The sequence below is a fragment of the Capnocytophaga sp. CM59 genome (genome assembly GCF_000293175.1).
GTDB lineage: Bacteria > Bacteroidota > Bacteroidia > Flavobacteriales > Flavobacteriaceae > Capnocytophaga > Capnocytophaga granulosa.
In genome coordinates this window covers 18,536-33,274 of the sequence record NZ_ALNN01000018.1, presented here as the reverse complement: position 1 = coordinate 33,274, position 14,739 = coordinate 18,536, and the positions used below count along the sequence as shown (strand labels likewise).

12 protein-coding genes are annotated in these 14,739 nt (G+C 42.4%); 9 read left to right on the top strand and 3 right to left on the bottom strand.

The features are described 5' to 3' along the window. Positions 1 to 20: 20 nt before the first annotated feature. From HMPREF1154_RS05850 to cmk, 7 genes are all read left to right on the top strand, one after another. Positions 21 to 1,481 (top strand): peptide MFS transporter, encoded by a 1,461-nt coding sequence (locus tag HMPREF1154_RS05850; RefSeq protein WP_009641659.1) that lies wholly within the window; start codon positions 21 to 23, stop codon positions 1,479 to 1,481. Between the two features lie 265 nt (positions 1,482 to 1,746). Beyond that, positions 1,747 to 2,679, top strand: coding sequence for a PorP/SprF family type IX secretion system membrane protein (locus HMPREF1154_RS05845; protein WP_034566994.1), 933 nt, complete (start codon positions 1,747 to 1,749; stop codon positions 2,677 to 2,679). A 32-nt stretch (positions 2,680 to 2,711) separates the two neighbouring features. Continuing rightward, positions 2,712 to 4,724, top strand: coding sequence for an OmpA family protein (locus HMPREF1154_RS05840; RefSeq protein ID WP_009641678.1), 2,013 nt, complete (start codon positions 2,712 to 2,714; stop codon positions 4,722 to 4,724). 224 nt (positions 4,725 to 4,948) lie between these two features. Continuing rightward, positions 4,949 to 5,875 (top strand): transporter, encoded by a 927-nt coding sequence (locus HMPREF1154_RS05835; protein WP_009641723.1) that lies wholly within the window; start codon positions 4,949 to 4,951, stop codon positions 5,873 to 5,875. 181 nt (positions 5,876 to 6,056) lie between these two features. Continuing rightward, positions 6,057 to 6,527 (top strand): hypothetical protein, encoded by a 471-nt coding sequence (locus HMPREF1154_RS05830; RefSeq protein ID WP_009641680.1) that lies wholly within the window; start codon positions 6,057 to 6,059, stop codon positions 6,525 to 6,527. A gap of 11 nt (positions 6,528 to 6,538) precedes the next feature. After that, on the top strand, positions 6,539 to 6,916 hold the full coding sequence (locus HMPREF1154_RS05825; RefSeq protein WP_009641693.1) for a hypothetical protein: 378 nt from the start codon (positions 6,539 to 6,541) through the stop codon (positions 6,914 to 6,916). 92 nt (positions 6,917 to 7,008) lie between these two features. Continuing rightward, positions 7,009 to 7,695, top strand: a complete 687-nt coding sequence (gene cmk / locus HMPREF1154_RS05820; RefSeq protein ID WP_009641657.1) for a (d)CMP kinase — start codon at positions 7,009 to 7,011, stop codon at positions 7,693 to 7,695. A 15-nt stretch (positions 7,696 to 7,710) separates the two neighbouring features. Here the strand turns inward: cmk and HMPREF1154_RS05815 are convergent, their stop codons facing one another. The 3 genes from HMPREF1154_RS05815 to HMPREF1154_RS05805 all read right to left on the bottom strand — a co-directional run bounded on the left by HMPREF1154_RS05815 (position 7,711) and on the right by HMPREF1154_RS05805 (position 12,745). Next, positions 7,711 to 9,003: a nucleotide sugar dehydrogenase gene (locus HMPREF1154_RS05815; protein WP_009641688.1), complete on the bottom strand. Its 1,293-nt coding sequence runs from the start codon at positions 9,001 to 9,003 to the stop codon at positions 7,711 to 7,713. 18 nt (positions 9,004 to 9,021) lie between these two features. Then, the gene (locus HMPREF1154_RS05810; protein WP_009641679.1) at positions 9,022 to 11,463 is read right to left on the bottom strand and encodes an FtsK/SpoIIIE family DNA translocase; all 2,442 of its coding nucleotides are present in this window, start codon (positions 11,461 to 11,463) and stop codon (positions 9,022 to 9,024) included. A 115-nt stretch (positions 11,464 to 11,578) separates the two neighbouring features. After that, positions 11,579 to 12,745, bottom strand: a complete 1,167-nt coding sequence (locus HMPREF1154_RS05805) for an AIR synthase related protein (protein WP_009641724.1) — start codon at positions 12,743 to 12,745, stop codon at positions 11,579 to 11,581. A gap of 179 nt (positions 12,746 to 12,924) precedes the next feature. On the opposite strand from HMPREF1154_RS05805, the gene HMPREF1154_RS05800 reads away from it, so the two are divergent. Both HMPREF1154_RS05800 and HMPREF1154_RS05795 read left to right on the top strand, forming a co-directional pair. After that, positions 12,925 to 13,884 (top strand): lytic transglycosylase domain-containing protein, encoded by a 960-nt coding sequence (locus HMPREF1154_RS05800; RefSeq protein WP_009641668.1) that lies wholly within the window; start codon positions 12,925 to 12,927, stop codon positions 13,882 to 13,884. 87 nt (positions 13,885 to 13,971) lie between these two features. After that, entirely contained in the window at positions 13,972 to 14,643 is a 672-nt protein-coding gene (locus HMPREF1154_RS05795; RefSeq protein WP_034566993.1) for an ABC transporter ATP-binding protein, read from the top strand. Positions 14,644 to 14,739: the final 96 nt, after the last annotated feature.

Sequence of the window (14,739 nt, the reverse complement as noted above, 5' to 3'; positions counted from 1 at the left end):
ATAATTTAATTAGACAGATAATGAATACAGAAAAAAAAGGACATCCTGCGGGGCTTTACCTCGTGTTTTTTACAGGAATGTGGGAGCGTTTCAGCTATTATGCGATGCGCGGTATCTTGGTGCTTTACCTAACAGCTACTTGGCTTAATGGTGGGCTTGGTTATGATGAAAAGTTCAGTACAACCGTCTATGGTTTGGCCACAGGGCTTTGTTATTTCACACCACTCTTCGGAGGTTGGCTTTCCGACAGGTACTTAGGCCAACGCAAGTCCATTCTTATAGGGGGCTTTATTATGGTATTGGCGCAGTTCCTGCTCTTTGCCCCTGAGCTTTTCACTACTGTTTCCCCCAATCTGACCCCTGAGCAGTTGGCTCATAATGAGTTTATTGGTAGGGTAGGCCTTTTTGCTGGTCTTTTCTTACTGATTATCGGGAACGGTTTCTTCAAGCCTAATATCTCTTCCATAGTAGGGGATTTGTATGAGCCAGGAGACAGACGCTTGGATTCGGCTTTCTCTATCTTCTATATGGGGATCAACTTGGGTGCGGTAATTGCTCCACTGATCGTAGGACTTTTGGCCGATAATGTATTCGCTACTACTTTCGTAGATGCCAATGGAGTTACTCAGATTACACATGGCTATCGTTATGGCTTCTTAGCAGCTGCTGTAGGGGTGCTTTTGGGACAACTCTTGTTCGTATTCTTAAGTAATAAGTATTTAGGAAATATAGGTATGGAGCCTAAGGGTGCTGCCAAGTTAGCAGAATCCTCTACCGAGGAAGTAAAAGTGCCGCTTACTCGTCAAGAAAAAGAACGTATTGCGGTGATCTTCATCTTCTTCTTCTTTGCTGTCTTTTTCTTTGCTGGTATGGAACAAGCAGGTGCTTCCTTTAACCTATATGCTAACAAATATATAGATAGAACCATATTCGGTCATGAGATACCTACCGCTTGGCTTCAGATGATTAACCCATTCTTTGTAATTGTCTTAGCACCTGTATTTGCTTATTTCTGGAATACACGCTTAGGACAAGCACTTAACACACCTTTGAAAATGGGTCTCGGACTTATAGTACTTGGTATAGGCTTCTGGTTTATGCTCATTGCTGGTTTCCAAAGAGGTGCTACTTGGCAAGGAGGTCTTAACATCGTAGATAACGCTGATGCTACGATCAAAGCCAGTATGATTTGGATGATTCTCACTTACTTATTACACACCATAGGGGAGCTTTCTCTCTCACCAGTGGGGCTCTCTATTGTAACCAAACTTTCTCCAGCACGTTTTGCCTCTCTATTCATGGGCGTATGGATTATGGCTGCTGCCTTTGCCAATATGCTTGCAGGACTTATCTCCTCTTATGTAGTAGAGTTGGGTGCAAGTACGGTATTTGCCTCTATCTCTGCCTTTGTAATGGTCTTGGGTATCCTTATGGTATCCCTTAACAAGGTGATAGAACGCATGATGCATGGCGTTAGATAGTGACAAGTGACCAACAACAAGTGACAAGTGATTAATACCCACAAGAGGATTAGTCACTTGTCACTTGTCGTTAGTCACTAATTAACAATTGACAATTAACAATTAATAATTATTACTATCATTGTTAATAACTTTTTGGAGGTTAAGTGGTTGATTTACAATGTGTATTAAAAAAATCAATAAGAATATAAGAAATATAAAAAGAAAATATTTGTATAATCGTTGGTTTTTATTGTATCTTTGCACACTCTTAAATGAAAAGAATATGTTAAAAAAAGGAATGCGACTAATTGTGTTATTAGGATTGGTATTGCTTGGGGATCAGGCAACAGCGCAACAGGATTCCCAGTATACACAGTATATGTATAACACAATGATGATTAATCCTGCGTATGCAGGTTCTCGTGATTGTACAAGCATCTTTGCTCTTTATCGTAATCAGTGGGTAGGCTTGGACGGAGCTCCTAAAACGGCTTCTTTGAGCTTCCACACTCCTTTTGAGGAGAAACATATAGGGATAGGTGCAGGCATTTATCACGAAAGTATAGGGCCACAATCTACCAATGTAGTGGATGTGGATTTCTCTTATACTTTGGAATTTGACGAATCTAAGCTGGCTTTTGGTCTCAAGGCAGCAGCAGGTTTCTATAACTTTGATAGGAACAAACTTAACTTGCTCTATCCTAACGATGCCGCTTTTGAAGGAAAGGCAAATACCTTCTTACCTAATATAGGAGCCGGGGTATACTACTATGGAGAAAAATACTATGTAGGTTTCTCTATTCCTTATCTCTTGGATACCAAAACATTCTCTAGATCAAAAGATCGAAAGGTGATAACTGATATCAATGAAAAACAACACTACAACCTTATGGGGGGATATGTGTTTGACCTTTCACCTGACTTCAAGTTCAAGCCTGCGGCTCTGATGAAAATGGTCTCTGGTAGCCCCTTGCAGGTAGACCTTTCGGCTAACTTTATGTACGACGATCGCTTTGTCCTAGGTGCTGCTTACCGCTGGAGTGCTGCTGTGAGTGCTATGGCTGGTTTCCAGATAGATAGAAACTGGTTCATTGGCTATGCCTTTGATATGGAGACTACTGATATACGTAAATATAACAAAGGTACTCACGAAATCTTCTTGCGTTACGAGTTCGTTCGAGATATTCAAAAGATTATCTCTCCTCGTTTCTTCTAAATAGTGTAACTAATCAATTAAAAAAATAAAAAATGATAAGAAAAATAACCGCTATTTTTCTACTCTTCTGTTCCACTTCTGTCGTTTTCGCTCAAGTAGATGACCAAGAGAAACTGAAGAAAGAAAATGAAAGTAAAATTAAAAAGGCTAATGATCTCTATGGTAAATACGCCTATGTGGATGCCATCAAGATATACGAACGTATAGCTGAACAAGGATATGTAGATCAAAACATCTTAGAGAACTTAGGAAACTCTTATTATTTCAATGCTGATTATACAACAGCTTTGAAATGGTATGACAAGCTCTTCGCAAACGCTAAAAAAGATAGCGAAAACTACAAAATTACTCCAGAATACTACTATCGTTATGCACAATGCCTTAAATCGGTAGAGCGCTACGACGAAGCAAAGATTATTTTGGATCAATTCGTGAAACTAACTGGCAAAGACGACCTACGCGCTCGCAAATTGGAAGAACATGCGGATTATTTGCAAGTAATCAAAGATAATTCAGGTCGCTTAACAATTAAACCTGTAGAAATCAATACCGAATTCTCTGAATATGGTACCGCTTTCTATGGAAAAGATGAGGTAGTATATACAGCAAGCCGTAAAACATCGGCTCGTGGTACCTCCAACTGGACTGGGGAGGGCTATTATGACCTCTTCAGAGCTAAATTCAGCAATGGACAACTTTCCAAAGAAGAGCCTTTCTCTTCTAAGCTCAACTCCCTCTTGAACGAATCCAGCCCTGTATTCACAAGAACGATGGATACGATCTACTTTACTCGTAACTACCAAGTACCTCTTTCTAAAGAAGAAAAGAAAAAGAAAGCTGAAGAGAAAGTACTCTTGGAACTTTATCGTTCTGTTAGAAAGAATAACGAATGGACAGACCCAGTGCGTTTGCCTTTCAACGTAACAGGCTACAGCGTGGCGCATCCAGCTATCACGCCTGATGGAAAATGGCTCTACTTCGCTGCCGATATCAATGGTACTCATGGTAAATCTGATATCTTCAGAGTACGTATCAACCATAAGAAAGGTCTCTATGGAAAACCTGAAAATTTAGGTGATCTTATCAATACCGAAGGTAGAGAGACTTTCCCTTTTATCTCTTCTAAGAATGTATTGTTCTTCTCTTCCGATGGCCTTCCAGGCTTGGGAGGTTTAGACATTTTTGCAGTGAAGATAGAGCAAGATGGCTCTCTCAAGAGACTACAGAACATAGGCCGTCCAGGTAATACTCCTGATGATGACTTTGCTTTCGTACTTGACGAAGACAGAAGTATAGGATTTCTTTCTTCTAACCGTCCAGGGGGTAAAGGAAAAGATGATATCTACTACTTTGTACAAAATAGACCTTTGGAATTTGACTGTAAAAAGACTATCAAGGGGATTGTTAAGGACATAGATACCAAAGAAGTACTTGGCCACGTAACGCTTACTCTTTCCGATAGTGACCAAAAAGAAATGGCCAAGATAGAGAATAAGACCAACGGGGATTATGACTTCGGTGTTAAGACAGTGAATTGTGATGATACCTTCGTTTTCCTTCGTGCTCAGCGTGAGGACTATGCAGTGGTAGAAGAACAAGTAAATATCCGTGAAAAAGGTACAGTTATTGAGAAAGAAATCTTGATGAAAACCACCAAGAAGAAACTTCAAAAAGGTGATGACTTAGCTAAGATCTTCCAGATAAAAGAAATCAAGTTTGACCTTGGTAAGTACAATATCCGTCCTGATGCAGCTGCTGAATTGGTTAAAATCGTAGAAGCGATGAAGGATCATCCTACCATGAAGATTGCTATCCGCTCCCATACTGATAGCCGTGGTTCTGATAAGTCTAACCTTATCCTTTCTGACAAACGTGCCAAAGCTACTATGGCATGGATCGTAAGTCAAGGAATCGCTAAGAACAGACTTACCGCTAAGGGATATGGAGAAACACAGTTGGTAAATGGCTGTAAGAATGGCGTTCCTTGTACAGAAGAAGAACACCAACAAAACAGACGTAGTGAGTTTATCATCACAGAAATGTAAAATTTTTTCATAGTTTATATTTTTTACGGCAATGGGGAAACCTATTGCCGTTTTTGCTAAAAAGTTTTTTAAGGTAAATCCTTGATTTTAATGATATTTTTTTTAATTTTGTACCTTATAAAACTAAGCTATAACCTCCCGAAAAAAGTTACTTTGGTTGCACAAAAAGTAGTAGGGGAGCAGTGCCAATTATAAGATGTATTACCTAAAAACAAGTTTGTTTTATGAAAAAAACACTACTTTTTTTCTTGTTATTATCCACTATAACCACTAAGGCTCAATATACTGATATTATCAATTCCAACAAGCCAGGACGCTCCATGGGGGCTTATGCAGTAGGGCGAAAGGTAGCACAAGTGGAGTCGGATATCTATTACGAAACCAATAAGCATGACCTGCTGGGACTCTCTCAGGAGAATGTGGGACTGAACTATATGGTGCGCTATGGGGTATGGAGAGACCAGTTTGAAATCATAGGCGATGGCACTCTGCTCTATAGCAATCGTTCTACCGATGGGATTTCCTCTGGAAAAATAGGCTTCCAGCGCACGACCTTTGGGGTGAAATATATGTTCTATGACCCAGTCTTTCTTAGCGATATCAATGTCTATAGCTGGAAGGCCAATGCCGAGTTCAAGTGGAGAAAACTCATTCCCGCTATCTCCCTCTATGCAGGGGTTAATCTTTTGGAGAAAAATCGTTACCTCTATGAGGTGATGAATGAGAGCTATCCCATAGCGACACCCAAGGCAATGGTTATCCTACAGAGCCATCCGCTCAGAGAAGTAGCCTTGGTGCTCAATATTATAGGAAGTAATATTGCCTCACAACACGCCCAATATAGCTACATCTTTACCCTTACCCATAACCTTTATGATGACCGATGGAGTATCTATCTGGAGAATGAGGGGATTACAAGCGATTATTACAAGGATTCTCTCCTAAGAGGGGGTGTTTCCTATCTCATAGATGAAAACTTTCAAATAAATGCTACTATAGGCGCCAGCTGGAAGACAACTCCTACTCGCTATATGGGCGGTATTGGTTTATCTTATCGCTTCTATGATAGGTATAAGGATATAGAGTACGAGGCAAAGAAAAAAGCCAGAGACAAACAGAATAAAGAAGACGCTCAAATTTTTGGTTTCTAACTTAGGATAAAGTTATTTACAAAAGATACATAGAGTTTTTGTATAAAGTGTTGTGTGAGAGTGTTTTGTGTAGATATCAACAGGAAAAGTGATTTTGTTGAATATATTATGGTGTAAAAGTTGCAATTTAGGGAAAAACATCGTAGCTTTGCATTGTTGTAACCTACTAAAAATTGAAAGTATGATTTTAGAAGAATTTAAAAAATATACTGACCAAATGGGATCCCAACTCTCTGGTATCCTATCAGTTAGCTTTATAGGTACAGAACATGGCGAGATCTTATACAATCAGTCTTTTAGCGGATTGGATTACTCGGCCACAGCAAAATTTGAGGCTGAAATAGCCAAAAATGCGCTTCAGGAAATTAAGTACATAGACAGTATCAATGAGGACTCTCTTCGCGAGATTACGATCTCCAATAATGAGCAGACCCATGTGATCTATGTCTCTAAAGATTTTGATTACTTGATTCATATCATTACAGATGCAACCAAGGTGAACTATGGCGTCTTGAGTGTAATCCATAAGCAATGCTATGCAGCTATGACACAAGTGGTTACCTTTAACACCTTGCAAACAGAACTTTATACAAAGGTTACCTCCGAAGCGCCTAAAAAGGAAAGTCATTTCAGAAAATTATTTTTTAGCTAATATATAAAACCATGGAACAATTTCTAAACGAATATGCAGCACAGCTCTTTGCAAACGTGCCAGGGGTAATCTCTGTTTCATTGGTAAGTACCCTTGATGGTTCTATTGTAGCCTACAAAGCACGCCCTGGAGTGGATAACCGTTTGGCTAGTTCTTATCAGGTAGAAATCTTTAGAAATGCAGTACTTTCTTTTGAAAATACAGAGGGACTAACCAATAAAATAGTAGATGATGTATGTTTGGTATATGAAGGGCAGACACACCTGATTGGGCTTTTGCAGAGTAAAAAAGTCTTAGACCATGTGATCTTGGACGATACAGCGATTGTGGGTATGGCTAAGCTTCTTATTAAGAAAATACGTACTGAGGCAGAAAGCAAACCTTTTTAGTAAAATAGTGAACAATAATTAAAATCATACTTTATAGCATAACTTACCGAAATGCAGCACTTGTTTTTTGGTAAGTTATTTTTTTAAACATCATGAAAAAAATAATGATCACCATAGATGGCCATTCTTCCACAGGGAAAAGTACCACAGCTAAGCGTGTAGCTAAGGCTTTACAATATGTATATATAGATACGGGAGCTATGTATAGGGCAGTTACCTTCTTAGCGCTCCAGAGAGGATTCGTCTCCTCGTCTATTGATAAGGACGGCCTACTGGCAGCCCTTGAGCAGAGTAGCATTCGCTTTGAGTACAATCCCCAGTTAGGGGCTTCTGAAATCTACCTCAATGGGCAAAATATTGAGAAAGAAATACGCAGTCTCTCGGTAGCAGACCATGTAAGCGAAGTGGCCAAAATCCCCGAAGTACGCGCCTATTTGGTAGCCTTACAACGCCAAATGGGACAAGAGAAAGGCGTGGTTATGGACGGGCGTGATATAGGTACGGTCGTATTCCCCGATGCGGAGCTAAAGCTCTTTATGACTGCTTCCGAGCAGATACGTGCCCAAAGACGTTTTGAGGAACTCCAGCAGAAGGGTGAAAAGGTTACTTTTGAGCAGGTGCTTAAGAATATACAAGAGCGTGATTATCAAGATACCCATCGCAAAGAATCGCCCTTACAGAAAGCCTCCGATGCCGTGGAGATAGACAACTCTCATACCTCCCTTGATGAGGTAGTCTCTCAGATAGTCCGTTTGGCCAAGGAAAAAATAAAAGCGTAGTCTCCTACGCTTTTTTTATAGATGTCCGTCTGCCTCTGGCAGTACACCTTTTACATCATAGAGGATACTATAGGGCTTTCTTAGCTGCTCCCATGGTAAAGAGAGGAACTCCTTGTGAGCAACGGCCAATACAATAGCATCATAGGGTTGTGTATCGGGTAGGGTAGTGAGTGAGCGGATTTGGTGCTCTTCCCATACATCTTCGGGGCGAGCCCAAGGATCATATACCGTCACTTCAGTATGGAAGGATTCGAGCTGACGCACCACATCGGTAACCTTGGTATTGCGTACATCGGGGCAATTCTCCTTAAAAGTAATTCCCAGTACTAAGACACGTGCCCTATGAATAGGGATTTCACGAGCAATCATCAGCTTGATCACCTGATCGGCTACATACTTACCCATAGAATCGTTCATACGGCGACCCGCTAAGATGATTTCGGGGTGGTAGCCTACCTCTTGGGCTTTTTGGGCTAAGTAATAGGGATCTACCCCTGTGCAATGGCCTCCTACAAGCCCTGGGGAAAAGCGCAAGAAGTTCCACTTGGTTCCTGCGGCTTCCAATACAGCTTGTACATTAATATCCAATAGGTTACATATTTTAGCCAATTCATTGACAAAGGCAATATTAATATCCCGTTGGGAGTTCTCTATCACCTTGGCGGCTTCAGCTACCTTGATAGAGGGGGCTAAGTGAGTACCTGCTTCTATGACCGATTGGTAGAGGGCATTGACTTTTTGAGCAGTCTCAGGAGTGGAGCCTGAGGTGATTTTAAGAATCTGTGCTACCGTATGGAGCTTATCCCCAGGATTGATACGCTCAGGGGAGTAGCCCACGAAAAAGTCTTGGTTGAACTTCAGGCCTGAGACTTGTTCTAAGATAGGTACACACTCTTCCTCAGTACAGCCTGGATATACGGTAGATTCGTAGATAACGATATCACCTGCTTTGAGGTATTTTCCTACCACTTCACTGGCCGACTGTAGGGGTGTGAGTAAGGGGCGATGGTGCTTATCCACAGGGGTGGGTACCGTAACGATAAAGTAGTTACACTGGGCTAAATCATCGGGGATATGGGTGCAGAAAAGCCCTGCCTGTCCTTGTCCAAGAGTAGGGTTTGTTGGGGTTAGGACTTCTCGTAATAGGTTTGTTTCTACCTCAAGGGTGGTATCTTCCCCTCTTTGTAGGGCTTCCACACGTGAGGCTTTTTTGTCATACCCCACTACGGGGTAGCGAGTAGCCAAGAGCCGTGCCAAGGGGAGGCCTACATATCCCAATCCGATAATCGCTATTTTTGGGTGATTCATTGCGTTTGTAATATACTATTATATACCTTTTTCGTCTAAAAATTGTTGTAGAGAGATAAGGTCAGGGAAATTCACATCACGTGCCTTACTACCCTTATTGGCACCTACCACACCGAGTACTTCGAGCTGATCCATGATACGGCCTGCACGAGCAAAACCTATCTCCAACTTGCGCTGTAGCATGGAGGCAGAGCCCAGCTGACTGCTTACAACCAGTTCAGCGGCATCCTTCAGTAGTGGGTCTTTCTTGCTCATATCTACTTCAATAGGGCCGTTTTCACCTCCTTCACCTACATATTCGGGCAGTAGGAAGGCATCGGGGTAACCACGTTGGGAACCGATAAAGTTGGCAATACGCTCTACCTCTGGGGTATCCACAAAAGCACATTGGATACGTATCAGGTCATTACCTTGGGTATAGAGCATATCTCCCTTACCGATAAGGCGTTGCGCACCAGGGCCGTCCAAGATGGTTTTGGAGTCAATAGACTGTGACACCTTGAAGGCTACACGGGCGGGGAAGTTGGCCTTGATAAGCCCTGTAATGACATTGACAGAAGGACGTTGGGTGGCGATAATCAAGTGAATACCTACTGCACGTGCCAGCTGTGCCAAGCGGGCTATAGGGAGCTCCACGTCCTTGCCTGCGGTCATGATAAGGTCGGCAAACTCATCTACAATTAGGACAATATAAGGCAAGAACCTATGTCCATCGTTGGGGTTGAGCAGTCGTGCCTTGAACTTTGCATTATATTCCTTGATATTGCGCACCATCGCATCCTTAAGCAGCGAATAGCGATTGTCCATCTCTATACAAAGAGAGTTGAGGGTATTGACTACTTTGGTGGTATCGGTGATAATAGCCTCTTCGCTGTCAGGAAGTTTGGCTAAGTAATGTTTTTCTATCTTGTTGTAGAGGGTAAGTTCTACTTTTTTAGGGTCTACAAGGACAAATTTCAGCTCAGCAGGGTGTTTTTTGTAGAGTAGGGAGGTAAGTACGGCGTTAAGCCCTACCGATTTCCCTTGACCAGTAGCCCCTGCCATAAGCATATGTGGCATTTTGGCCAAATCGGCTACGAAAGTTTCATTGCTAATGGTCTTTCCAAAGGCAATAGGTAACTCCATTTCTGCTTTTTGGAAATTAACAGAACTGATTACCGAGCGCATAGGTACCATGGTAGCATTCTTATTTGGCACCTCTATACCTATGGTACCTTTCCCTGGGATAGGGGCTATGATACGAATCCCCAAAGCAGCCAAAGAAAGCGCTATATCGTCCTCTAAGTTCTTGATACGGGACACCTTAACGCCTTTGGCAGGTTGTATCTCATAGAGAGTAACCGCAGGGCCTATCACAGCGGTAATACGGGAAATCTCTATTTTAAAGTCACGTAGGGTCTGGATAATGGTGTTCTTGTTTTCCTCCAATTCCTCATCGTTGCGTACCACTCCTGCATTCTTGTATTCCTGAAGGAGGTCTATAGGAGGGAACTGGTAGGACTTGAGTTCTAAAGTAGGGTCAAACTCCCCAAAGTCTTCTACCAAGCGGCGGGCAACATCGGCGGGATCTACAGTGGCCTCTTGCTTGATCTCTACCTTGAAATCACTGTCTTCTTCTCCCTCAAGGGTAGTGGGCTTCCCTGTAGGTTGGCGCTCTTCTTCGGGGTGCAAGAGTGGAATATCATCTCGGTGGGTATAGACATCTATCTTTTTGTCGGCAGCTTCTCCACTTTCACTCTCGAAGCCTGTAGGATCAGGGACAAAGGATTCTTCTCCAGCTGGAGGGGTGTCTGGAGGGGTTAAAGGGACAATTCTGCCCTTAGTGGAAAAGGAGGGTTTTTTATGGTTTTTAATCCAGTCATTACCTGTATCTATCGAATTTTTGATTTTATCAGGGGTGATATGAAGCCTTCCTACCAGATATACGCAAAGTATAGCCAGTAGTACCAAAGCAGTTCCTAAGTGGCCTATGTAATCACTCAAAAAGGAATTAAGCTCATATCCGCCTATACCACTGAGAATAGTAGCATCGGAGGAGAAAAAGCCAAAGGAAACCGAAAGGAAGAGCATCCATAAGATCCCCCAAAACCACTTGTTGAGCAGTTTGGTCTTGGTGTCCAATATGAGTTTTAGGGCAGTAAGTGCCAAAAGGGCAAGAGGAATAAAGGTAGCAATGCCGAACCCTCTGTATATAAATAGGTTGCCCACATAAGCGCCTATTTTATTGAGAATATTCTGGGGTTGTACACTTCTGTCAGAAAGCTCATTCAAAAGACTTTGGTCTGCTTGCCAGGAAAAAATAAACGACATAAAAGCAGCACATAGGCCAACGCATATGAACAAAAGAACCACACCTATAGAGACTCTTCGCTCTAGTAGGGTGTTTCGTTTGCCTTTGTTTTCTTTCTCTTTTCCTTTTTCTTTCTCTTTCTCAGTCTCTGGGGATTTGGTTTTTGCCATGGTTATGGACACATCTTAAATTAAAAACAGCTGCAAAAGTACGAAAATAATGACAAGTGACAAATGACAAGTGACAAATCTTTTTAACAACAAATTAGTCACTTGTCATTAGTCATTAGTAATTAAAAGTGCCATATTCGCTTTGTATAGTAACCTTTTTGTGGTCTGATTTCTCCACACGGCCTACGATTTGGGCATCTATATTGAAAGATTGGGAGATACGGATAATATCAGCAGCAATAGTTTCAGGTACATAGAGTTCCATACGATGGCCACAGTTGAACACCTGATACATTTCTTTCCAATTGGTCTTAGACTCTTCTTGAATGAGTTGGAAGAGAGGGGGTACCGGGAAGAGGTTGTCTTTGATTACATGTAGCTTATCTATGAAATGTAGGATTTTCGTTTGGGCACCTCCGCTACAGTGTACCATACCATGAATGTCAGAGGGACTGTATTGGGAGAGGATTTGCTTAATCACAGGGGCATAGGTACGGGTAGGGGAGAGCACCAATAGGCCTGCATTGAGAGGACTCCCTTCAACAGCATCACTGAGGGCTTTGCTACCTGTATAGATAACTTCTTTAGGAAGTCCGCCATCATAGCTTTCAGGGTATTCCTCGGCCAAGGCCTTGGAGAACACATCGTGCCGTGCCGAAGTAAGGCCATTGCTGCCCATGCCGCCATTATAGCTCTTTTCATAAGTAGCCTGCCCGAAAGAGGCCAAACCTACAATAACATCTCCTGCCTCAATACGTGCATTGTCGATTACTTGGCTGCGCTTAATACGTGCTGTAACAGTGGAATCTACAATAATGGTACGTACCAAATCACCCACATCAGCGGTTTCCCCTCCTGTGGAGTGGATAGTAACTCCATGCTGGCCTAGTTCCTCAATGAGTTCCTCTGTACCGTTGATAATAGCGGCAATCACCTCCCCTGGAATGAGCCTTTTGTTGCGGCCAATGGTAGAGGAGAGCAGGATATGGTCAGTAATTCCTACACAGAGCAGGTCATCAATATTCATAATTAGGGCGTCCTGAGCGATGCCTTTCCATACGGAGAGGTCACCCGTTTCCTTCCAGTACATATAAGCGAGAGAGGACTTAGTGCCCGCCCCATCGGCATGCATGACTAAGCAATACTCACTATCTCCACTTAAGTAATCGGGGATAATTTTACAAAAAGCCTTGGGAAAGAGTCCTTTATCAATATTCTTAATGGCGTTGTGAACCTCCTCTTTGGTGGCGGAGACCCCACGCATGGCATATCGGTTATCCATCTGAAGTAATGGTTTTTTTAGTGATTTTTACAAGTGCCAAAGGTAGTGAAAAAAGTTGAGATAAAAAAAACTTTTACTTTCTACTTTTTTCTTTATCTTTGTGCGCAGAAATAACTCTTGTATTTCTTGCCTATTACCTACAAGGAAAGAGCGATTATGTATAATATAAACTATTGAAAATGAGTAAGTTTTTTTCTATTTGTCAAAAGATATTCAGCTGGATAGGAGTGTTTGCCATAGCCTTGTTATTGATCAATGCGGTGGCTTCTCCAGCGGAATCGGAAGTGCCGACTCTCAGCACAGATGACCCTATCATGGTGGAGGCGATTTCCGAAAGAGATAGCTTGCCTATGTATCAGGTTCGTGCTTTTGACCTGCCTAAAAAGCTAGATTTTGCAGGTGAAGCAGTACCTTTGCAATTATCCGATGTCAGAGAACGCCTCGATAGAGAACTCTTGGTCAATGTATATTGGCAGTCCAATGGACTGTTGCTCATCAAGCGAGCACATAAGTTCTTCCCGATTATAGAACCGATCTTACACAAATACGATATTCCCAACGATTTCAAGTACTTAGCCCTGATAGAGAGCGGCCTGATGAATGTGGTTTCTCCCTCAGGAGCGGCAGGCTTTTGGCAGTTTATGAAGAACACCGCCAAGGAATATGACTTGGAGATGGAAGATACAGTAGATGAGCGCTTTCACTTAGAAAAGGCTACCGAAGCGGCCTGCTTATATCTGAAAAAAGCCAAAGAAGAAATGGGCAGCTGGACACTGGCGGCAGCCGCTTACAATGCAGGTAAAGCGGGTATTCGTAACCAACTAAACAAGCAGGAGGTTAGTAGCTACTATGACCTGCACTTGAACAATGAGACCAGCCGCTATGTCTTCCGTATCTTGGCCGTTAAGGAGATTATGAAAAACCCAAAGAAGTATGGCTTTTACTATAAGCAAGACCAGCTATATAACTTAGAACCCGTGCAGTACATCACTGTGGATTCTACTATAAACAACTTAGCTTCTTTCGCCAAACTTTATAAGACCAATTACAAGACCATACGCCTGCTCAACCCTTGGATACGAGATTTCTCCCTCCAAAACAAGTCAGGAAAAACCTATGTAATTAAAGTACCTAAATAAAGTTTTAGTGGTCAGTTATTAGTGGTTAGTTGTTAGGTTATGACAACTTTTCACTTTTTACTTTTTACTTTTCACTTTTCATTAATTTTGATAGCAGCAACCAACATACATAAGAAATTCGGCCAAGTAGAGATTCTCAAAGGGGTGGATATCCATGTGGAGAAAGCCCAAGTGGTCTCTATAGTAGGCGCTTCTGGGGCGGGGAAGACGACCCTACTACATATCCTCGGCACACTTGATACGATGACTGAGGCTGAGGGGAGTAGTCTTATTATCAATGGAATAGATGTCAAGAAGCTCTCAGCTAAGAAGCTGGCACAATTCCGCAATGAGCATATAGGATTTATATTCCAGTTCCATCAGCTACTGCCAGAGTTTACCGCTTTGGAAAACGTTTGTATTCCTGCCTTTATTAAGGGTACTTCACGCCAAGCGGCCGAGCGTAGAGGAAAGGAGCTACTGGACTATTTGGGGCTTTCCCATAGGCTCTCTCATAAGCCCGATGCACTCTCAGGAGGGGAGCAACAGCGTGTAGCAGTAGCCCGTGCACTGATGAACCAGCCCGCGGTGATCTTTGCCGACGAACCCAGTGGTAACCTTGACTCGGAGAGCGCCCAACAATTGCATCAGCTCTTCTTTTCCCTGCGTGATGCCTTTGCCCAAACCTTCGTTATTGTAACCCACAATACCCAGTTGGCACAAATGGCCGATAAGACCTTTACCATGCAAGACGGAAGGTTAATGACTAATGACCAGTGACTAATGACTAATGACTAGTGACTAACCACTAACCACTGACCACTAACCACTGACCACTAACCACTGACCACTGACCACTGATGGCTAACAAAAAAA